Origin of the sequence: Aliiglaciecola sp. LCG003, from assembly GCF_030316135.1 — a bacterium.
Taxonomy (GTDB): domain Bacteria; phylum Pseudomonadota; class Gammaproteobacteria; order Enterobacterales; family Alteromonadaceae; genus Aliiglaciecola.
The window spans coordinates 2,049,684-2,071,028 of sequence record NZ_CP128185.1 but is presented as its reverse complement, the minus strand read 5'-3'; the positions used below and the strand labels follow the sequence as shown (position 1 = coordinate 2,071,028).

Annotated in this window: 25 protein-coding genes and 1 riboswitch; of the genes, 11 read left to right on the top strand and 14 right to left on the bottom strand. The window is 41.6% G+C overall.

Annotated elements, in window-relative coordinates; all coding sequences use genetic code 11:
* The first annotated feature begins 124 nt into the window (after nt 1-124).
* Both fadE and QR722_RS08935 read left to right on the top strand, forming a co-directional pair.
* Nucleotides 125-2,587 (top strand): acyl-CoA dehydrogenase FadE, encoded by a 2,463-nt coding sequence (gene fadE, locus QR722_RS08940; protein ID WP_286287299.1) that lies wholly within the window; start codon nt 125-127, stop codon nt 2,585-2,587.
* Nucleotides 2,588-2,889: 302 nt separating this feature from the next.
* Entirely contained in the window at nt 2,890-3,309 is a 420-nt protein-coding gene (locus QR722_RS08935; protein ID WP_286287297.1) for a hypothetical protein, read from the top strand.
* A 124-nt stretch (nt 3,310-3,433) separates the two neighbouring features.
* On the opposite strand, the gene add is transcribed toward QR722_RS08935, so the two are convergent.
* Nucleotides 3,434-4,435, bottom strand: coding sequence for an adenosine deaminase (gene add, locus QR722_RS08930; protein WP_286287295.1), 1,002 nt, complete (start codon nt 4,433-4,435; stop codon nt 3,434-3,436).
* Nucleotides 4,436-4,477: 42 nt separating this feature from the next.
* On the bottom strand, nt 4,478-5,116 hold the full coding sequence (locus QR722_RS08925) for a response regulator transcription factor (RefSeq protein ID WP_286287292.1): 639 nt from the start codon (nt 5,114-5,116) through the stop codon (nt 4,478-4,480).
* A gap of 185 nt (nt 5,117-5,301) precedes the next feature.
* On the opposite strand from QR722_RS08925, the gene cmoA reads away from it, so the two are divergent.
* Nucleotides 5,302-6,030: a carboxy-S-adenosyl-L-methionine synthase CmoA gene (gene cmoA, locus QR722_RS08920; RefSeq protein ID WP_286287290.1), complete on the top strand. Its 729-nt coding sequence runs from the start codon at nt 5,302-5,304 to the stop codon at nt 6,028-6,030.
* Between the two features lie 2 nt (nt 6,031-6,032).
* Nucleotides 6,033-7,004 carry a tRNA 5-methoxyuridine(34)/uridine 5-oxyacetic acid(34) synthase CmoB gene (gene cmoB / locus QR722_RS08915; RefSeq protein ID WP_286287288.1) on the top strand — a complete coding sequence of 324 codons (972 nt, stop codon included), beginning with the start codon at nt 6,033-6,035 and terminating at the stop codon, nt 7,002-7,004.
* On the opposite strand, the gene moaE is transcribed toward cmoB, so the two are convergent.
* From moaE to moaA, 6 genes are all read right to left on the bottom strand, one after another.
* Nucleotides 7,001-7,486, bottom strand: a complete 486-nt coding sequence (gene moaE, locus QR722_RS08910) for a molybdopterin synthase catalytic subunit MoaE (protein ID WP_286287285.1) — start codon at nt 7,484-7,486, stop codon at nt 7,001-7,003. The two genes, cmoB and moaE, sit on opposite strands and share 4 nt — an antisense overlap.
* A 4-nt stretch (nt 7,487-7,490) precedes the next feature.
* Nucleotides 7,491-7,733, bottom strand: a complete 243-nt coding sequence (gene moaD / locus QR722_RS08905; protein WP_286287283.1) for a molybdopterin converting factor subunit 1 — start codon at nt 7,731-7,733, stop codon at nt 7,491-7,493.
* A gap of 2 nt (nt 7,734-7,735) precedes the next feature.
* Nucleotides 7,736-8,242, bottom strand: a complete 507-nt coding sequence (gene moaC, locus QR722_RS08900; RefSeq protein ID WP_286287281.1) for a cyclic pyranopterin monophosphate synthase MoaC — start codon at nt 8,240-8,242, stop codon at nt 7,736-7,738.
* A 2-nt stretch (nt 8,243-8,244) separates the two neighbouring features.
* On the bottom strand, nt 8,245-8,784 hold the full coding sequence (gene moaB / locus QR722_RS08895; RefSeq protein WP_286287279.1) for a molybdenum cofactor biosynthesis protein B: 540 nt from the start codon (nt 8,782-8,784) through the stop codon (nt 8,245-8,247).
* A 1-nt stretch (nt 8,785) separates the two neighbouring features.
* Complete coding sequence (gene mobA, locus QR722_RS08890; RefSeq protein WP_286287278.1) at nt 8,786-9,400, bottom strand: molybdenum cofactor guanylyltransferase; 615 nt, start codon at nt 9,398-9,400, stop codon at nt 8,786-8,788.
* A 23-nt stretch (nt 9,401-9,423) separates the two neighbouring features.
* The gene (gene moaA / locus QR722_RS08885) at nt 9,424-10,392 is read right to left on the bottom strand and encodes a GTP 3',8-cyclase MoaA (protein ID WP_286287276.1); all 969 of its coding nucleotides are present in this window, start codon (nt 10,390-10,392) and stop codon (nt 9,424-9,426) included.
* Nucleotides 10,383-10,556, bottom strand: a riboswitch (molybdenum cofactor riboswitch). (Overlaps the previous gene by 10 nt.)
* 250 nt (nt 10,557-10,806) lie before the next feature.
* Here moaA and QR722_RS08880 point away from each other — a divergent pair.
* The 7 genes from QR722_RS08880 to QR722_RS08850 all read left to right on the top strand — a co-directional run bounded on the left by QR722_RS08880 (nt 10,807) and on the right by QR722_RS08850 (nt 16,655).
* Nucleotides 10,807-11,724, top strand: a complete 918-nt coding sequence (locus tag QR722_RS08880) for a kinase (protein WP_286287275.1) — start codon at nt 10,807-10,809, stop codon at nt 11,722-11,724.
* Nucleotides 11,721-12,545 carry an HAD-IIB family hydrolase gene (locus QR722_RS08875; protein ID WP_286287274.1) on the top strand — a complete coding sequence of 275 codons (825 nt, stop codon included), beginning with the start codon at nt 11,721-11,723 and terminating at the stop codon, nt 12,543-12,545. Before QR722_RS08880 ends, QR722_RS08875 begins: the two co-directional genes overlap by 4 nt.
* A gap of 10 nt (nt 12,546-12,555) precedes the next feature.
* A complete protein-coding gene (locus QR722_RS08870) occupies nt 12,556-13,779 on the top strand; it encodes a glycosyltransferase family protein (RefSeq protein WP_286287272.1) in 1,224 nt (407 codons plus the stop codon).
* 3 nt (nt 13,780-13,782) lie between these two features.
* Nucleotides 13,783-15,561, top strand: coding sequence for a sugar phosphorylase (locus tag QR722_RS08865; protein ID WP_286287270.1), 1,779 nt, complete (start codon nt 13,783-13,785; stop codon nt 15,559-15,561).
* 324 nt (nt 15,562-15,885) lie between these two features.
* Nucleotides 15,886-16,095 carry an EF-hand domain-containing protein gene (locus tag QR722_RS08860; protein ID WP_286287269.1) on the top strand — a complete coding sequence of 70 codons (210 nt, stop codon included), beginning with the start codon at nt 15,886-15,888 and terminating at the stop codon, nt 16,093-16,095.
* A 78-nt stretch (nt 16,096-16,173) separates the two neighbouring features.
* On the top strand, nt 16,174-16,380 hold the full coding sequence (locus QR722_RS08855) for an EF-hand domain-containing protein (protein ID WP_286287268.1): 207 nt from the start codon (nt 16,174-16,176) through the stop codon (nt 16,378-16,380).
* 68 nt (nt 16,381-16,448) lie between these two features.
* A complete protein-coding gene (locus QR722_RS08850; RefSeq protein ID WP_286287267.1) occupies nt 16,449-16,655 on the top strand; it encodes an EF-hand domain-containing protein in 207 nt (68 codons plus the stop codon).
* Between the two features lie 94 nt (nt 16,656-16,749).
* Here QR722_RS08850 and QR722_RS08845 read toward each other — a convergent pair whose 3' ends face one another.
* The 6 genes from QR722_RS08845 to QR722_RS08820 all read right to left on the bottom strand — a co-directional run bounded on the left by QR722_RS08845 (nt 16,750) and on the right by QR722_RS08820 (nt 21,127).
* Nucleotides 16,750-17,097 (bottom strand): VOC family protein, encoded by a 348-nt coding sequence (locus QR722_RS08845; RefSeq protein WP_286287266.1) that lies wholly within the window; start codon nt 17,095-17,097, stop codon nt 16,750-16,752.
* A gap of 146 nt (nt 17,098-17,243) precedes the next feature.
* On the bottom strand, nt 17,244-18,065 hold the full coding sequence (locus QR722_RS08840) for an alginate export family protein (RefSeq protein WP_286287265.1): 822 nt from the start codon (nt 18,063-18,065) through the stop codon (nt 17,244-17,246).
* A 44-nt stretch (nt 18,066-18,109) separates the two neighbouring features.
* Nucleotides 18,110-18,304, bottom strand: a complete 195-nt coding sequence (locus QR722_RS08835) for a hypothetical protein (protein WP_286287264.1) — start codon at nt 18,302-18,304, stop codon at nt 18,110-18,112.
* Nucleotides 18,305-18,716: 412 nt separating this feature from the next.
* Complete coding sequence (locus QR722_RS08830; RefSeq protein WP_286287263.1) at nt 18,717-19,862, bottom strand: CmpA/NrtA family ABC transporter substrate-binding protein; 1,146 nt, start codon at nt 19,860-19,862, stop codon at nt 18,717-18,719.
* Nucleotides 19,859-20,470 (bottom strand): ANTAR domain-containing response regulator, encoded by a 612-nt coding sequence (locus tag QR722_RS08825; protein WP_286287261.1) that lies wholly within the window; start codon nt 20,468-20,470, stop codon nt 19,859-19,861. The genes QR722_RS08830 and QR722_RS08825 overlap by 4 nt, the downstream gene beginning before the upstream one ends.
* A gap of 339 nt (nt 20,471-20,809) precedes the next feature.
* On the bottom strand, nt 20,810-21,127 hold the full coding sequence (locus QR722_RS08820) for a hypothetical protein (protein ID WP_286287259.1): 318 nt from the start codon (nt 21,125-21,127) through the stop codon (nt 20,810-20,812).
* Nucleotides 21,128-21,345 lie beyond the last annotated feature (218 nt).

The window sequence follows — 21,345 nt, the reverse complement described above, 5'->3', positions numbered from 1 at the left end:
TGAAATAAGCGATTTCTCGGCCATGCTTAGAGAAAGCGTTAATTGCTGTTGAATTCACTTGACCTTTGCTTTGGATAATAATATTTTCTAGCGCTGTGGTCAGACCTCTAACTTGGGGAAATAAATGAATATTTTGTTGTGGTTAGTCACCGTTATAGGTGCAATTGGTGTGGTAAGTTTTTTAAGAATGAAGCTATTGAATGCAACTATTATAGTTGCCTTAGCTTTAATTCTTGGGACTAGCTTTGGTTATATTGGTTTTTTCACTTGGCTACTATTTTTAGCGATAGCTATCCCGTTAAATATGGAGTCGATTCGTAAAGAATATCTGACCAAGCCTATTTTAAAGACTTACCGTAAAATAATGCCCGAAATGTCCCGTACCGAGCAAGAAGCTATAGATGCAGGTACAGTTTGGTGGGACGGTGAGATTTTCAGCGGCAATCCAGATTGGAGTAAGTTACATGGCATTACTCAGCCGGTATTATCCGCTGAAGAACAAGCCTTCCTAGATGGGCCTGTCGAAGTAGTATGCCGAATGGTGAATGAATGGGATATACATCACAATCACGCTGATTTATCACCTGAAACATGGCAATATTTAAAAGATAATAAGTTCTTCGCCATGATAATCAAAAAAGAATATGGTGGTTTGGACTTCTCTGCATATGCACAATCTCGTGTTCTTCAAAAGCTATCTGGTTGTAATGCTGTATTGGCAACTACCGTTGGTGTGCCTAATTCATTGGGTCCGGGAGAGTTACTACAGCACTATGGTACCAAAGAACAGCAACAACATTACCTGCCCCGTTTAGCTGCCGGTCAAGAGATTCCATGCTTCGCATTAACCGGTCCAGAAGCTGGTTCAGATGCTGGCGCAATTCCCGATACCGGTATTGTGTGTAAAGGCCAGTGGGAAGGTGAAGAAGTCATTGGTATGAAGTTGACCTTTGATAAGCGTTATATCACCCTAGCTCCAGTAGCAACGGTGGTTGGACTCGCATTTAAAATGTTCGATCCAGAAGGACTGCTAGGGGATGAAAAAGAACTGGGGATTACCTGTGCGCTTATTCCTGCAGATCTCAAAGGGTTAGAAATTGGCAATCGTCACTTCCCGTTAAATGTGCCCTTTCAAAATGGCCCTTTAAGAGGCAAGGATATCTTTGTGCCAATTGATTTCATCATCGGTGGTGCAGCTATGGCGGGTCAAGGTTGGCGTATGCTGGTTGAATGTTTGTCGGTTGGCCGTTGTATAACGCTACCGTCAACCTCAGCAGGCGGCACAAAAACCATTGCTTTAGCAACTGGCGCCTATGCTCGAATTCGCCGTCAATTTAAGATGCCTGTTGGTAAAATGGAAGGGATAGAGCAGATGCTAGGTCGCATTGGTGGTAATGCATATCTTATGGATGCCGTCACTAGCCTTTCCACCAAAGGGGTAGATCTAGGCGAGAAACCATCTGTCATCTCCGCAATCTGTAAGTACCATTTAACCGAAAAAATGCGCACAGTGGTTAATGATGCCATGGATGTGCATGGTGGTAAGGGCGTCATGTTAGGCCCCAACAACTACTTAGGTCGTGCATACCAAGGCGCTCCTATTGCAATTACGGTTGAAGGTGCGAATATTCTAACCCGTAATATGATGATTTACGGTCAAGGTGCAATACGCTGCCATCCTTTTGTTTTAAAGGAAATGTATGCAGCTGGCAATAAAGACGAGCAACAGGGTCTTGAAGAGTTTGATAGCGCTATTTTTGGCCATATCGGTTTTGCTATCAGTAATTTCTTCCGTAGTTTTTGGTTTGCTTATACCGGTTCGATAACGGCAGACGCTCCTTTCTCTGATGAAACCAGTCAATATTACCGCTCTATGAAGCGCTACAGTGCCAATATGGCATTGCTTTCAGATGTAGCCATGGGAGTGTTAGGTGGTGAATTAAAGCGCCGTGAACGTCTTTCTGCACGTTTAGGTGATATTTTAAGTTATTTGTATCTAGCTTCAGCTGTACTCAAAAAGTTCGATGACCAAGGTCGCTTGAAACAAGACTTACCATTACTTCATTGGGCTATGCAAGACTGTATGTTTCAATTAGAAACCGCTATGGAGGAGTTGCTGAATAATTTCCCAAACAAAGGGCTAGGTTTCGGATTGAAGTTATTCATCATGCCGTTTGGCAAGTCCTATTCACGCCCAAATGACAAGATTGAACATCAGATAGCTACTTTGCTGCAGACTCCTAGTGAAGCCAGAACCCGCTTGGCAAATGGCCAATATTTAGGCCGTGATGAAGGGAATGCTATGGGACGTCTCGAACAAATCCTAGATGACATATTAGCGGCCGAGCCTTTGTATGACAAAGTATGTAAAGCGGCAGGTGAAAGGCTGTCTTTCACCCAACTTGATCTAGTGGCTAAAACGGGATTGGAATTGGGCGTACTAACGAATGAAGAAGCCGATTTATTAACCCGAGCAGAAGTAGGTCGTTTACAGGTGATAAATGTGGATGACTTCGCGCCAGAAGATTTAATGGTGAAAAAACCTGCCAGCAAGGCTAAAGGAAAATCACGGACCAAGGCAGCTTAAAGCCGCGTGATGTCCTTTGTTTGACGCTAAAAAACGCTCGGTCAGCTAGTATTTTAGTATTGGCTGACCAGCGCTACTTTAAACCCTCTCCCATCATTACCTAGCCTATTATCTACCGCCCTTATTTTTATATACCTAAAACGGCGCGGTGGCCTTTTAAGGTATTTTTAATGACAAGCTTGCAATACATAAGCTCACACACTCGTACGTTTTTTGTACAGCGACTATAATAATTAGGTGCTGAGCCCTTAGGGCTTAACACGGCACAAAATAGATTCAATTTATATTATGGCTATACAGATATGGTCCTCAAGAAATGTAAACCATTTATTTCCCTTGCCAAAGCCAAGACAGCCAAACTGAAATTGATGAGTTTCTCGATTGATGAAGGGCCGCTAAAACGAGTATTAAACAACGACGCAGACATTATGCGAAACTATCTAGCGGATGAGGGTAATGACGCTAGAATAGTCAGTGAAGTATGGTTTGTCGTAGAGGCAGAATTAGCAGAGGCCTTTTCAGGTAGCTCTTCAAGTTCCTATGGCGTTGAAGCCTTAGGTAACAGTTTAGATATATCTTTTGACGTCAGCGGTATGAGTAAGCAAACTATAAGTCTTTCCGAGGGAACAGCTTTCGCTTACAAGTTACACAAAGTGAAAGATTGGAATAAAGGCAAAAGTAAAATCGAAGACCTTGAAGCCGATTACAAAGGTATGTCCTAATCCCGTGGTTATCGCCAGTAGGTGTTTACGCTCAGAGGGATGAATGAAGTTTCCCTGTGCTTGCAAACACCTTATACATAACGGGATTCTAAAATCGAGATGGCACGAAAAGTTAACTCTGGGGCTAGAGGAGTTGACTTTTGTTCAGCAAGGTTTGTTTTTCACTTTCTGACAAAAATGCAGCTTTGACTGAATTGCGCTGAATTAAGCGCAGGTTCTCAGCACTGATACCCAGTGTTTCATTTGCTACTTTGTACTCGTGTTCTAAGGTGATACCTGAGACCGCTGGATCATCGGTATTTAGCGTAACGAGTAAGCCTTTCTTCAAAAAAGTTAATATGGGGTGCTTTTTTAAATCTCCCACGGTTCCGGTCTGGAAGTTAGAAGTAAGACAGCTTTCTATGGCAATTTGATTATCAGCCATGTAAGTCATCAGTTTCTCATCCTGGATGGCACTGACACCATGTCCAATCCGAGTGGCTCCTAACTTGTATATTGCGTTCCAGATGCTTTGCGGCCCATCGGCTTCTCCAGCATGAACAGTAATATTCCAGCCTGCGTCCCGAGCCAGCAAAAAGTGATCGACAAATAACTCCGCTGGAAATCCTTTTTCATCACCGGCTAAATCTAGTCCACATAAATCATCTTTATGAGATAACAAAGCCTCTAATTCAGCCATACATTGCTCCACACCATAAGTACGGCTCAAAATACCAATTAAATTCGTCTTGACTGAAAAATCCTTTTCACCAGCCCTGACCCCATCAATCACTGCAGCAATAAGTTGCGTCATATCTAAGCTATGGGTTCGCGCCATGTAAAAAGGGGAAAAGCGTAATTCGACGTAATCAAGTTTAGCTTGCTGGGCATCTCGGATGTTTTCATAGGCAACATCAAAGCAAGCATCATAATTGACTAACATGGACACTCCCACATCCAACTTTTTAAGGAATGCCATAAGATCTGTGCTTTTATCTTGTATCTGGGTTAGCTGTTGTAATTCCGACAAGGAACTGACAGGTAAATCAATTTGGTGCTTCTGTGCAAGTGACCAAATTACTTCTGGTCTTATATTGCCATCTAGATGCCTGTGAAGATCTATAACAGGCAAGGTATAATCAATCATTTATGGCCTTATTTTTCACCAAAGTCATTAGTAATAGCTGGTTTACATCTGATGTTGCAGTTTCTCAACCAATAATACAGCTTGAGTTCTGGTGTTCACTTCTAGCTTCTTAAAAATAGCACTTATGTGCGCCTTAATAGTCGCTTCAGTCACGCCTAACTCATAGGCTATTTGTTTATTCAATTGACCTGCTTGCAAAAATTTAAGAACCTGAAACTGTTTCGGTGTTAGCAAAGCTACTTTGTTGGCGGAATCTCGTTGTTCTTGGCTAATACTGTCGATCTTGTCTTTTAAGTCCAAGGGCACCCAAGTCCCACCATCCAATACCGTTTGTATGGCATCAGAGATAGTCGCTACTACTGAAGCTTTTGAAATAAATGCTTTTGCGCCCAAGCCGATAGTTTGCGAAATAGTATGGGCAGAATCACTGGCGGATATAACCACCACAGGTACTTCTGGAAAATCTTCAGTAACCCGAATTAATCCATAATAGTTTTCACAACCCGGCATATTTAGATCAAGTAACACCAAGTTTATATCAGAATGCATTTCAAGCATTGACAAAGTTGACTCTAAGTTATCTGACTCAATGACCTCTGCACCTTCAAAAAACGGCTCTAATGCGCCACTGAGTGCCTCTCTAAATAACGGATGGTCATCCGCTATCAGAATTTTAACCATGCTTATTTCCATTTGCTTCAGTTAGTTATCTATACGTCTTTAGTCTAAACACTTAGAGGTTAAAGCCAAGCTTTTTTTTAATTTAGCGATTTTTTTGCAACCTTTTCAGCTTCATTTGCCTGAATCTGGACCTACAGGTAGAATTGCGCCAAATTTATTCCCTTGATGACTTGTGAGACTGTGCAATGACAAATAAAGATGCGATCTATTCCCAGCCGAAATCCACTATCAAAGATTTCAGTTTTGATGAAGCGGTTGCTGAGGTGTTCCCTGATATGATCCAGCGCTCTGTCCCAGGTTACAACACCATTATTGATAATATTGGACGTATCGCACAGCGTTATGCACAAAAAGACTCAAACATCTATGATCTCGGTTGCTCACTAGGGGCTGCAAGTTTGACTATGCGTCGATTAATCAACCAAAGTGGTTGTCATATAATCGCCATAGATAATTCAACAGCGATGGTGGATAAATGTAGATTGCATTTGAATGCTTTTAAGTCAGACATTCCGGTCGAAGTGATACACGATGATATTCTTCATTGTAAATTGAACAATGCCTCTGTGGTGGTATTAAACTTTACAATGCAATTTATTGCTCCAGATTTGAGAGACCAGCTTATTGGTAAAATTTATGCCGCGTTGCGTCCAGGTGGGGTGTTGATTCTGTCTGAAAAGTTGCGCCATGAAAACCAAAAAGGCGACTCTTTATTGATTGATTTACATCATGAGTTTAAACGCAATAATGGTTACAGTGAACTGGAGATCAGTCAGAAGCGTTCAGCCCTGGAAAATGTAATGTTGTTGGACTCCTTGGATGATCATAAAGCACGCATAAATAATGCTGGCTTCAGCGATTTTCTATTGTGGTTCTGTTGTTTTAATTTTGCATCTATGGTTGCGGTGAAATAATAATGTCTATTCCTTGGTTTAATCAATTCTATCAGCAAATAGCCTGTTCAAAACTCAGTCACTGGCTAGAAGTATTGCCAGCACAACTGGCCCTTTGGGAAAAAAAGCAATTACATGGTGACTTCACTAAATGGATTAAATTACTGAGTAAGTTACCCGTTACCCAAGTGTCGGATATTGACCTGAAGAATAGTGTCAGATTCGGACAGGTAGAGGACATCAATGAATACACCCAGAAACAAATTATTGGACTACTGAAACAGTTTAAACCTTGGCGTAAAGGCCCGTTTGAAATACACGGAATAAATATAGATACCGAATGGCGCTCAGATTGGAAATGGGATCGGGTGCTTCCCCATATTGAACCATTAAAGAATCGAACTATTTTAGATGTGGGTTGTGGCAGTGGTTACCATATGTGGAGAATGCTAGGTGAACAAGCCGAAATGGTAGTCGGCATCGACCCCTCGCAACTTTTCTTAACTCAGTTTCAAGCAATAAAACATTTTAATCCTGACCCTAATATCCATTTGATACCTATTGGAATCGAAGATCTACCGGAGTTGAAAGCATTTGACACTGTCTTCTCCATGGGCGTGCTATATCACAGACGCAGTCCAATTGACTTCCTATATCAATTAAAAAGTCAGTTACGTAAAGGTGGTCAATTGGTTCTTGAAACCCTAGTTGTCGAAGGTGACGAAAGCACGGCTTTAATGGCTGGTGAACGCTATGCGCAAATGCGTAATGTATGGTTCCTGCCAAGCACCGCTGCCTTAAAAGTGTGGTTATCTAGAGTGGGTTTTACCCAGATAAAAGTAGTTGATACAGCTACGACTTCGCTGAACGAACAACGAAAAACAGACTGGATGGGCAGCCTTTCTCTTGAAGACTTTCTAGACCCTGAAGATCATAGCAAGACTATTGAAGGTTACCCAGCCCCGCTTCGAGCGGTTATCACCGCAATCAGTTAGTCTGGGTCGTTAGGATTGGTTTTTGTCCATTTTTGTCGCGCAGATAGGTCTGAATCTCGTGCTTGGACCCACTTTTGACTGATATCGCTAGTGTGTTCTTTTTTCCAAAAAGGTGCTTGGGTCTTGAGGTAATCCATAATAAATTCACATGCCTCAAAGGCCGCTTTACGATGCTCACAGGTCACACCAACAAACACAATCTGTTGGTTAATTGATAACTCCCCGACCCGATGGATGATTGATAGTCTGCCAATTGACCAGCGTGCTTGCGCCATTTCGGCTATCTCAACTAAGGCTTTTTCTGTCATTGCAGGGTAATGTTCAAGGTATAGCCCTGTTACAGCATGACCGAGGTTGTGATCTCTAACTAACCCAGTAAAGGTGACCACGGCCCCCTGACTATCATTGTCGACACACAAACGTTTATATTCAACACTTTGGTCAAAATCGTCAGTTTGGACACTAATAAAAGGTTTGAGCATTACTTTACCCTCCAGTGACGGGCGGGAAGAATGCGATTTCATCCTCTACGGATAAGGTTTTATTATCATCTGTTAAGGTTTGATTAACTGCCACTAACACATTTTGGTTATTCAAAAGTTGCTGCCACACAGGGCTTTTTTGCGCCAACAGTGAACGCAGTTGGGCGACTGAGTCTGGGCAAGTATCTATAACCAGTTCAGCCATGTTGAGATTTTCTCGTAATTGACCAAAAAACAATATCTTCATAATTAATCCGTACCTTCCATATCGTGCTCGGCTAACCAGTGGCCTGTTTTACCACCTAACTTTTCAGACACCTTAATTCCCCCGATCTGCATACTCGGATCTACGGCTTTGCACATATCAAAAAGGGTCAGAGCCGCCACCGAAACTGCGGTCAGTGCTTCCATTTCAACACCGGTTTGCCCAGCCAGTTTACATAGGCTTTTGATATGTACTTTGTTGTGTTCGGGATCCGGGCTAAATTCAACGTTTACCTTGGTTAACATTAGTGGATGACATAAAGGGATAAGCTCAGAGCATCTCTTAGCCCCTTGTATACCGGCTATGCGGGCTACGGCAAAGACATCGCCCTTGGCATGACGCCCAGTGGTGATCATGTCTAAAGTATGGGCTTGCATTTTTACAAATCCCACCGCCACTGCTTGTCGCTGACTGACCACTTTTTCAGTCACATCAACCATGTTAGCTTGCCCTTGCTCATCGATATGACTCAGTTTTTTATCATCGGCCATTGTTATCCCCTACTTTGACAAAAATCTGTACCACTGCTTTTCAAATGCATCACAAAATTACAGGGCTTATGGGTACTATCTAACTGTTGTTGTAAAATCCCAGTCCAGGCGGTTTTACATGCACCTGTTGAACCAGGTAAACAAAAGATAGCGGTTTTATTGGCCATACCCGCTAGCGCACGAGATTGAACTGCAGAGGTGCCAATTTCTTGATATGAAATTGCCCTGAATAACTCACCAAAGCCTTCTATATTTTTATCAAATAACACAGACAATGCTTCTGGGGTCATATCTCGCTGAGTAAATCCTGTACCACCAGTGCACAACACAACTTGCACATTGGGGCTGTCTATCCACCCTGAAACCACAGCCCTTAAAGCATATTTGTCGTCTTTCACGATACGCTTTTCAACTAGGTTATGGCCTGATCTTTGGGCTGCAGTGACTAAGAAACGACCCGAGGTATCTGACTCTTCATCACGGCTGTCTGATACGGTAAGCACCGCAATATTTAGCGGCTGAAATTCTACATTTGCAGGCATGTTAATTCCTCTTTTCAGGATTGTTTTGCATTTCGAGGCTAAACCGTTGCCACTGCTCCGGTGTATTTAGATTAAAAAACTCATCCCCCTTTGCCAGCCACGTCGGCATTACTAACTTATCAGCGCCCAATGCATGCAGTAGAGCGCGCAGCGAACGGTCTTCACTTTGTATAGACTGCTCTAGCTTAGAATACAAAGCATCATTAATAACAAGACACAGGGGTAAAAAAGAGGCTTCAAAATAGCAGGTGTTTTGGCACGCAAGGCTTTTGTTATAAAGATATTCTAAACTTTCCGGCGATAACAATGGCATGTCTACGGGAACGATGAGCATAACAGATTGATTAGTAATTATTTGATGATTCAACACCGACCATATTGCTCCCAAGGGGCCTTTGTTTGGCACTATATCCTTGCAAGCGCCGTCTATGTCATTAGCGCTGACTATTATTTCACTAACATTTGCCCGTTTCAGTACTAGTTTCGCTCGTTCTAGCAAGGTCAGTCCATCTTTCGATAAGGCCGCTTTATCCTGCCCCATTCTGCTAGATTGGCCTCCTGCCATTACTAGCCCTAATACATTGGCTAGAGGGGGAGTCATATGTGATTGGTTCACGCTAGTGATTGCATGCTTCACCATCAGCCTCCAAGCATGGCCAAATGTTTAGTGCCTCCGGTATAACCTTTGTCTAACCAATGGGTCGCTTCCTTATTGGTTAGCATTGATGTTAATGCTGCCACCAATGACTCACTGCTGCTAGCGTCCAGAAATGGTCGAATATCAAGACCTTGATCGGCAAACAAGCAAAGATGTAATTTACCTAAGGCACTTATTCGCAATCTATTGCAACTAGCACAAAAATCTTTGCCATAGGGCATTATCAAGCCTATCTTTCCAACAAAGTCCGGATGAAAGAATTCTTGTGCAGGACCTGCGGCTTTATCTTTTACTACTTGGGTCCAGCCTTGAGCAAGCAATTGCTGCTTAATCGGCTCCCCAGCTACATGGTTCTGATTAAAGAACGAAAGGTTATCTCCTGTTTGCATCAGCTCAATCAAACGAAAGGTAACAGGTTTATCTTTGACCCACTGCAAAAATTGAGATAAATCATTGGCGTTATACTGGCGCATCAAAACCGCGTTGACTTTAACCTCTATACCAAGGGAAACCGCTTGTTCAATGCCGGACAAAATAACGTCCAATTTATCGTGGCCTGTAATTCGCTCAAACATTCTGGGATCAAAGCTATCGATACTCACATTAAGTGCGGTTAATCCTGCGTCTACCCAAGTACTAATATGCTGGTCTAACTTGAAACCATTGGTGGTGATGGCAACTTTTGCAATCCCTTGCGTGTCAGCACATAGGCGAATGATCTCAGGCAGGTCTTTGCGTAGAGATGGCTCTCCTCCTGTGATGCGGATTTTACTCGTCCCTAAAGCAGCAAAACCATTTACTATGCGCTTAATTTCACTCACCGACAGAAAATCACGCTCCGACTCGCATTGATAACCATCAGGGAGACAATAGTCGCACTTAAAATTACATACATCGGTAATGGACAGGCGCAAATAATGGAAGCGTCTGCCAAATTTATCTTCTAACACAATTAACACCTTTCCAAAGCCATCTTCGACCGAATTGCCGAACAGGTAACGGGAGGCAAACACATTTCTACATTTACCCTGGCGATGTGATATCCATCGCGGCCAGACATACATATTCCCTAATATGAGAACTTAGCAGGTAAGGCTCGGAGTCATATTTTTAAATTAATTATTTGATAATACTCCTACTCAATTTAGTCACACTTAATCTTAAATAGTTTCAAAAGCATTTAACCTCATATCACGGAAGAAAGGCAACCCTTTGCTCAAACTTATCTTTTTTAAATCTTACCTTAGTGGCCTATCTAAAATGGCGCAACAGGACTATTTTTTATCTATTGGCATAAATGTTGTAACTGAACCAGTACCGCTACTCACTGTTTAATTCATTATTGACAGATAAGGATAGAGTCATTGCAATATAAAACTGGCGATAGACAGCTAATAAGTGATTTCTGTAAGTTACACGCATTGCCAGCGTCTTTTGAGATGACTGCGTCAAAATGGTTCATACCCCTGATAGAAAATATAGCAACGCACCATCGCGGTGCAAAAAGACCCATTTTTGTGGGTATAAATGGTTGCCAGGGCTCAGGTAAATCCACACTTAGTGCTTTTATCAAATTCTATTTATCGACGCGAACCGAGCTCAATGTTATCTCTATCTCATTAGACGACTTTTACTATTCCAGCAGCGAAAGACTGGCCTTGTCGATAAAAATTCATCCCCTATTAGCCACGCGCGGTGTACCTGGGACCCACAACACCGTATTAATCAAACGCCTGTTTGATAAAATTGTCGAACAAGCTTTTGACTACACCCTGCCCCAGTTTAATAAAGCAACTGACAATCCAGTTCCATTTGATTTGTGGCCTAAGGTTGAACGACCTGTGGACATTGCACTCATGGAAGGATGGTGTTGGGGTATAGAGCCTCAAAGTATTGATGCTCTGCGCTTGCCGATCAATAAATTAGAAGAAAACGATGATCCTATGGGCGTTTGGCGCTCATTCGTTAACCGTCAATTGAAACAAGAATATCGACCATTGTATGCCTATATGGATATGTGGGTGATGCTCAAAGCCCCGTCGTTTCAGAATGTTTTAGGCTGGCGAATAGAACAAGAGCACCGACTCAAGCAGGCACTGCTACCCCAATGTAGCGATAACCAAGCCTTAAAGGGTTTGATGGATGATGTGCAAATAGAGCGATTTATTGCCCATTACCAACGTTTGACTGAACACGCTCTAAGCACATTAGCACAACATTGTGATCTAACGTTTAGATTAGATAATAACCGCCAAATCAATAAGGTAATCACTAAGTCATGAAAAAGCAGTACATCGTTTTTACCGACATGGATGGAACTCTTCTAGACCATAATTCCTACAGCTTTGAACCCGCAGTCAAAACCCTTGCCCATCTCCATGATTTAAATATACCGGTGATCCCCAATACCAGCAAAACCTTTGATGAGCTTATCGATTTACGGCAGAACATAGGTCTAACCGGCCCTTTCATAGTAGAAAATGGCGCGGCCATTCATATTCCCCATGGCTTTTTTGCTAAGAAACCATCCGATACTCAATGGCTAAATAATCATTGGGTTAAGCAATTCACCTCACGCAAGAGTCATTGGTTAAGTTTGCTAAACAGTGTCAAAGCTGACTTCGAAGGACAATTTACGCACTTTTCCCAGATGAGCATTGCACAAATCATGGCCAACACAGGCCTATCTGAGCCAGAAGCACAGCGCGCGGCTAACCGTCAGTATGGCGAACCTGTTTTATGGCTTGGCAATGAACAGCAAAAACATGACTTTATCGAAAGCCTTCGAAACATAGGGGCTAGACCTCTGATAGGAGGACGCTTCATCCATATCTCAGGTGAGTCCAATAAAGGCAGTGCACTTGAGTGGTTAGTTCGAGAGTTCGAGCGTCAATATCCAAGTCATTCGTTTATTTCAATAGCACTAGGAGATGGGCAAAATGATGCAGATATGCTTGATGCAGCGACGATTTCAGTCAGGATCAAGTCACCCACCAACCCTCTACCTCAATTACACAAAACTAAAAATGTAATTACTACTAGCTTAGAAGGGCCCGAGGGTTGGTCCCAAGCCATTCAACATATTTTAAATACACCTCTTTAGGAGACGATATATGGCCGATTTCTATCAAAATGGCATTACCACTACATTACACAATTTAGCGAAACGTCCTATCGAAGAGATTGAAAATGAGTTGGTTAAATTTTCAAAAAAACGCCCACTAGGACTGTTACTCCCTTCCTTATTCTCTGAATTAGAAGGGATAGCGATGCCCAATATAGTCGATAACATACAACATGTACCCTACTTGAATGAGATTGTTATAGGTCTGGATCGGGCTGATGAATCACAATTTAAACATGCATTGAAGTTTTTTCAAAAGTTACCCCAACATCACCGAATCTTGTGGAATGATGGGCCACGGTTAAAGGCTATCGATGCTGAGTTGGCTGAAATGGGGTTAGCCCCGAAAGAAATGGGTAAGGGAAGAAATGTTTGGTATTGCATGGGCTATATTCTATCCACCGGTCGCTCCGAATCCGTTGCACTGCATGACTGTGACATTCTGACCTATGACCGCAGTTTATTAGCCAAACTAATTTATCCGGTAGCCAATCCACAATTTAATTATGAATTTTGTAAGGGGTATTATGCCCGAGTGGCCGATGGAAAAATAAATGGTAGAGTCTCAAGATTATTGGTTACGCCGCTGCTGCGAGCCTTAAAAAGAACCGTTGGCAACAATGAGTATTTGGAATTCATGGACAGTTTCCGTTATCCCCTAGCAGGAGAATTTTCATTTCGCCGCGACGTCCTAAATGATATTCGCATTCCCAGCGATTGGGGATTAGAGATTGGGGTATTGTCAGAAATGCATCGCAATTATTCACACAATAGATTGTGCCAAGTTGATATTGCCGAAAACTACGATCATAAACACCAAGATTTGTCATTACACAATGACCAAGGTGGACTGTCGAAGATGTCAATTGACATCACCAAAGCACTATTTCGCAAACTTGCCACTCAAGGCTTCACCTTTACAACTGAATCATTTAGAACACTCAAAGCAACCTATTTTAGGATCGCACTAGATTTCATCGAAACCTATCATAACGATGCCATAATGAATGGTTTAGTGCTGGATATTCACAGCGAAGAAAAAGCCGTTGAGATGTTTGCCCAGAATATAATGAAAGCCGGTCAAAGCTTTTTAGATAACCCTATGGAAACCCCCTTTATTCCAAGCTGGAACCGAGTTGTCAGCGCGGTGCCTGATATTTTGGATCGGTTAAAAGATGCGGTGGAACAAGACTATTTAGAATACAGAGGGTAACCTATGAGCGACGCACTGACTTTGTTAATCGAGAAAGTTCAACATCACCTGTTAGTTATCTACGATGGTATTGAATTACCCGACCCTGTAGCAAAAATCACCCAACACTTAATTGATACTATGCGCGTGAATGACGAGGATAGTCTTAATGTACCTAAGCCTCATCAAAATCATTGGTCAGAGCAAGATATAGTGTTAATTACTTATGGGGATAGTATCGAGCATGAGGGAGAAAAGCCGCTGTCGACATTGCTGGGCTTTTTAGATCAACATTGTCAGCAAGCTATTAATAGCGTGCATATTCTGCCCTTTTTCCCCTACAGTTCTGATGACGGGTTTTCGGTGATGGATTACTCTGTGGTCAATGAAGCCTTAGGTGATTGGTCCCATATTCAAAACATTGCCAAGGATTATCGAATGATGTCAGACTTGGTAATTAATCACTGCTCTGCTCGTAGTATCTGGTTTGAAAATTTTATCAAAGCAGAAGGACCAGGGCACGATTACTTCTTTACTGTCACTGATGAATTCGATATTTCTGATGTGGTTCGGCCAAGAACCTCTGAATTACTCCGAATCACCGAAACGATATCAGGAACGAAAAAGGTTTGGTGTACTTTCAGCCATGACCAAGTTGATTTTGACTTTACCAATCCAAATGTACTGGCTGCTTTTGTAGCCATTATACGCCAATATCTAGACAACGGAGTCAGCATTTTTCGCTTGGATGCAGTCGCATTTCTATGGAAAGAATCCGCTACTCGCTGTATTAACCTTGAGAAAACCCACGAAGTGGTTCGGTTATTGAGGACACTAATAGAATACGCCAGACATGATGCCGTTATCATCACAGAAACCAATATTCCAAACAGAGAAAATCTAACCTACCTAGGTAACGCCAATGAAGCCCATGCCATTTATAACTTTTCACTGCCGCCACTTTTGGTTAACACCTTAGTAACGGGTGATTGTAACTATTTGAAAAATTGGTTAATGAGCATGCCTCCGGCGCAAAACGGAACATTTTACTTCAATTTTATTGCATCACATGACGGGATTGGTTTGCGACCCGCTGAGGGCTTACTTGACGAACAAGAGCTGAATACCTTACTTAACACTATGCAAAGTTTTGGTGGCTTGGTCTCCTGGCGCGTAACCGAGACGGGGATCCAAAAACCTTATGAAATCAATATCACACTGTTTGATGCTTTACAGGGCACCACCAAGGGCCCTGATAAATGGGGATTTGAGCGCTTTATTTGTGCCCATGAAATTATGTTTGCTTTGGAGGGTGTTCCGGGTATCTATATTCACAGTTTATTGGCAACTGGTAATGATTATGAAAAAGTTAAAAATACCAGTCAAAATCGTTCCATAAACCGTCATCGCTGGAATTTAACTCACCTTAGTAATGAGTTAGCCAACAAGTCGAGCCAACATTGCAAAGCACTGAATCGCTTGACCCATTTATTAGATATACGTATCAAACAAAAAGCTTTCCATCCCAATGCGACTCAGTTCACTCTGCAACTGGGCCAGCATCTATTTGGCTTTTGGCGTCAAAGTATGGATCGTAGACAAAGTATTTTTTGCATTAGTAATATAAGTGATGAACCCCAGAACATATACCTTTCCGACATCAATCTTATCGGTACGGATTGCTGGTGGGACCTAATACAAAATACACAAGTCTTACTAGAACAGCAGTTTATTGAATTATACCCTTATCAAACAATTTGGCTGAGTAATTTGGCCGGTGATAACGGCTCAAAATTACTCTAACAGCACTGGCGATTAGGCTTAGTTGCCTTTTCGCATCATACTAAGCATCTGATTTTGCATAATTTTTATAAAGCACACAAATTAAGTGTCTGCTATTGAACACAAAAATCGACTATTTCCATAGCTAATTTCAACTCCCCTCCCCGCTTGCTTCTGCCACCTGACATAAGTCATTGTTATACATATAATTTATAATTTTGGCACAGTAAGTGATATGACCCTTGTATGTAGCAATAAAGTTGCTGCAAATAATAGAAGGTAAATAACTAGCCTTCAAACAATGTACCAATAGCAATTGTTTAAAACTGTATCGGAGAATCAAATATGAAAAAGTTAATTTTACTTAGTACACTAATCTTTTCAGCCACCTCAGTCATGGCACAGGAAGATAAAATTGCCTCACTGGATGTGGATATGGATGGCCGTATAAGCGTCGAAGAAGCGGTAAGTGATGCAGAATTGTCGGCTAAATTCTCTCAACTAGACACTAATAAAGATGGTTATCTTAGTCCTAGCGAATTAGCTGAGCACTAATCTGTAACGACATCATCAATTCTGCTCTCTTGCTATTAAGGCAAGGGAGCACTTTCAAAAACTTTTGGAGAATGTGTCATGAAAAAAATAATTTTAATTAGTATGTTAGCCTTTGATGTCAGCCCTGCGATGGCGCAAAATGATCCTATTAAGGCTTTAGATTTGGATGTGGACGGTCGTATTAGTATTGAGGAAGCGGCAAGTGACCCCACTCTATCAGCTGTTTTTGCTGAGCTGGACGTAAATAAAGACGGTTATTTAACGGCTCAAGAATTGTCAAATTAAGCGCTACTGTTGTCCCTATCTACACCTAATCCTAACTTTAGCTTTTCACTTTATTTGGAGAAAGCAATATGAAAACCCTTATCTTATTTAGTACATTAGTGTTGGCCGCCTCTGCGCTGGCACAAGATGATAGATTCATGGCGCTGGATATGAATAACGATGGTCGTATCAGTGCAGATGAGGTAGCAAGTGATCCTGAACTCGCGGCAGCTTTTGCCGAATTGGATATTGACCACGATGGCTACTTGACACCCCGTGAGTTATCAGAACATTAACACTAATTGCAACAAGCAGAACGTATCAGGATTATGCACCCCCCGATGGCGGGTGCATTCCATATACACAAACAGATAGTTTAGTTTCTCGCTGTTATTTATCACTCCAGACAGCATATTCATTATTGTTTAAATCCACAAAGTGGAAACGTCGGCCGCCAGGAAAAGAGAAAATAGGCTTGGTGATCGTACCGCCATTTTGCTCTATCGTTTCACCAAGCTGTTCTAACTTATCTGTGTACATCACCACCAAAACTGAACCGCTAGCAGTTGCAACCGTTGTATCAGCCAAATATAGGCCCCCAGCTACACCGGCATTTTCAATCGCTAGATATTCCTCGCCATATTCAACGAAAGTCCAGCCAAACACTTGGTTAAAGAACACTCTACTTTTTTGGATATCTTTAACGGGTATTTCGATATAGTTAATTTGAATAGTCATTTGAGCCCTAATGGTGACTTTGCTGTTAACACAAAGTATATCAGCGTCTGATTAAAAGGAAGCAGCAAAACACAACCAAAGTTTGTTGGTATCTACTTTTGTATCCTGCGCAGAATAAGCGGCCACTTTACACCCAGGCTATAATGCTAACTAAACTTACGGGTGAACTGCAAATCCACTTCACTAGCAAAATCCTCGGCGCCGGTAACACCGTCATCTGCGGAAAAGTCATGATATACAACCACGGCCGTACCTCCTAATATAGGCATAGATAAACTTAAATAGATGTCCTTTAGTCCTTGCGAGGGCGTCATTAAAAATTGATCTGAACAACCATTAAATTTATGCAATGTTGCCAAAGGTGTTTGAAAGCCGAACTCACCATTGTCAGAACCGAGTATTTCATAGGCCAATTTTGCGGTGACTCCATTGAATAGCAAGCCTGTTTCAGCAAAAAAGTACTTAGCATCATAATCAGATATATCTGTGTGGTTATGCTGGCTTGCATATTCAAAGGCGTAAAGCAGAGTTATCTGCTCAACTGCTTGTTGACCCGAAAAGCGCAGGCTATAGGTATCCAATTTGTTCTTTGCTTGTTGTTTAATCTCTAGCAAATAACTATAAGCGGTTAAATTTCCAACGGAAGATGAATAACTAAGGTTTAATACCTGGTCTTTAGCATCTAGATCTGTTTGTTGGGCAAAAATTCTCCGTTTTGTTAAATAGGCATATTTGATAGCAAGTTGCTCAACAGGAGCATAATTCACCGTGAGCCCATCAAAGGTCTGTCTGACTTGTTGCCATCCAACGTGACCTAAAAATCGATGATTCTCAAAGGTGATAACTTGGCGACCCAATTTAATATCTAGCTTTTCATTAGCATAACGAATAAAAGCCTGATCGAGCGCGGTAAAATCAGGATCGGAGACTACTGAATATTCACCAGCCTGATAGCTTGTTACAGGCAAACTGTAGTTTCCCTGCCCCATTACAATCCGGTTATCTTCAAACTCTAGCTAGCGGAGATCCCACTTACGTAACGACTAACCAACGCCAATCGGGTGCGCAGGGTCAAAGCACCAGCGTCTTCAAGGGCATTATCTTGGTCAACTGACTCATATCGCAAGCGCATATCTAGTTTTACACTGCCTTGGTAAAATGCGACTGATGCTTGAGAGGCTTCTGTGCACAGCGCTAGCACGCCCAATACGCCTCCGCACAACAGACCTTTACCGCTAATTTTTTATTGTTTTCATACTATTCACCAAGCGCAGATTATTTTTAACCATGATGCCCAGTTAGATAATTTAACTGGTATCACTTTTTACATGTTAAACACATGAAAAAAAGGTAAAAAAAAGCCCACACAAACTTCAGATCACTAAAAATTGTGTAGGCGACATTGCCAACAATTAACAGCTTAACTGCCGTTAACTAAATAGGTCTTATTTTTCTTTTGGCTGGTGTAAATATAAAAGTCGTTAGACCTTGGTGTTAAATAGTAGGTGACCTAGCCACAGGTATCTATCCCAAAACTACCTAAGCAGAAAGAACGCCATGAAATATTTATCCATTAAATTCAATAATTTATAAATATGACATTATGTTTTAATGATTTATCAGGATATAACACGGTGCAAACGGGCACCATCAAAGTGCCTCAAAGCCTCATCGATGTTAGTTAACGCATGTTGGTCCAACACCTTCTTCATTTGTTGATAAATATCGGGCCGGTAAACTTTTGAAACAAAGGAGGGCTGAATGGTACTGATATCTATCTGTCCTGCATTATGCATTTGCTTTAATAACCATTCACCACGAACTAGCTCTGGCTGATTAATCGAACCATTATGCCGAGCAGAAAATTGATTATATGAAGGTATACTGCGTGGGCCTGTGGATTTGTGAGTCAGACAGCTTCCTAATAGCGAAGGTGCGATAACATCCAGCGGTGCATCAAGGTAACGGCTCTTGCTTAACACTCGAGCAGCCTCAAAACAATTAGGTATGGTTTCTAGCCAACTACAAGCTTGTTTAAGAGCCGCGCATAGCGCCAAAACTGTATTAGGATTTTGGGTATAGTAAGACTCAAGTAACCCTAATACTTTTTCTGGGGAGTCTTGCCAGATATCAAAAGATGTTAACGCTGTTATACCAATGCCTGAACGCACGGCTTTTGCATTCCAGGGGCCGCCAACACAAAAACCATCAATTTCACCGGCTTCCATAAAATTAACCATACTGACTGGCGGGACCACAACAATATCTACATCATCGTCACTGATATGACCTGATTTTAGCCAATCTCTCAATTGATAATAGTGACAACTATAAGGAAATACATTTGCAAAACTTAATTTAGCGGTCCCCGTTTCTTTGCGTTTTGCAACAACCTCTTGCAATAAATAAGCTGCCATCGGCAAGGTAATATGGGATATTTTATTGGCTTGTAATATTTCTAAATGTAAGGATTCAGATAGTGTTATTGCATTGCCATTTAAGCTAAGGATCAAAGGGGTGATTACCGGTGTTGGCGCAACACCAAGCCCCAAGGTACTCGCAATCGGCATAGGTGCCAGCATTTGTGCAGCGTCAAGTAAGCCAGCGTGTAATTTATCTCGTAAGGTGGCCCAGGAGTTCTGCTTTAATAAATTCACATTTAAGCCCCATTCTGCAAAAAAACCAAATTCTTTGGCTACAATCAGTGGGGCAGAATCAGTTAGAGGAATAAACCCCAAATTAATATCTGTGGTTTCCAAAATCATCGACTTCTCGCTCCTGTATCTAGATTGTTTAATATGCTCAATACGGTTTTAGCTACATCTTCTATGCATTGGCCAGAGTCCATCGCAGTCTTGCGCATTGAGTGAAAAGCTTGCTCTTCCGTCAATGATTTCTGTTTGATTAAGGCACGCTTCGCCTTATCAACTATTTCTTTAGCGTTGAGTTGCTGCTGAGTGTCATATAACTGATTTTTCATCTGATGAAACTGGGTAAACCGAGCGACAGCCGCATCCAAAATAGGTTTAACACGACTAGGTTCCACATCCCCGACTACATAGGCACTCACGCCAGATTGAATTGATTGGTTAATAACCTCAGTGTCATTTTGCGTACTAAACATGACAACGGGTTTTGGGTTAAAGTTCGAAATGGCTGATAAGCTCTCCAACATATCTCGACTAGGGCTTTCAATATCAATAACAATAATATCCGGTTGTAGACTATCCACCATTTTCAATAGGGACGCCGGCTGCCCCTGATGCTGTGCAATACTATATCTAGAGTCGCACAAGGCATCCGACACGTCCTGAATCTTGGCCAAATCGACATCTATCAGCAACACTTTCATTTTATCTGCTAGTTCTGGCATCAGGTTAGCGTCTCGCTTTAGGGTTCAATATCTGTGTTAAACCTTGTGATAGGGTTTTACATAGTGATTTAGTATTAACCAGTCAAAAGCAAAGCGCAGGCCAGTTAGATTTGGATACTGAAATTCTTCTGAGTTATTAAGCTAAGGCATTGATACAAATAGCGATATTAAGTTTGGGTTAGATTTTTCAATAAATTGAGAGCAGAAATTACGGAAATATTTATTACCCATCGCACCATATACGGGCAAGCGTTAACTAAATTGATGCCTTATTTTGTAAAATAGCCTGCTAAGCAGGCTATGAATTTTGTTAAAATATGATTGTGTTCGCGTAGAGCACTAGTCATTTTTAGCGCGCAAATAAGCATAAATTTCTGTGGCATGACGCTGTTTTGAAAATGTAACCAGATCCATCCCATCACAAGTAATGCCGTTGTGGGCCAAAATAGCTTTTGTTACGGCTTTGGGGGTAGATGCGACTTTCCCTACGTGGGAGCGGATTTTGGATTCCATTAATTTAACATTGTCCTCCAGTACAGCTTGGCAATAACCCGCATAAAAAACGTCACCTTCGAACCGATACTCTAGCGACTCTTTTAAACCCGCATTAACCTGTGCACAAGCACACATAAGTAATATTGCGATTAGCTTTTTCATAGTATTCTCCAAACCCTAAGACCATTCTTAGGTGTTTAAAGTTATGCATGAAATTTTCGTTAGTGTCTGTATGAATGCTGTATCACAAAGGTAAACGACTTGTAAGTCAGATAGTTACAGCTATATTTCAAAGTTACCCAATTGTTTTTGTTGAATATTTAATAACACGTTAGAATTCAATGTTATTAACATTTAAAGCCAGTCGACAAAATGATCTA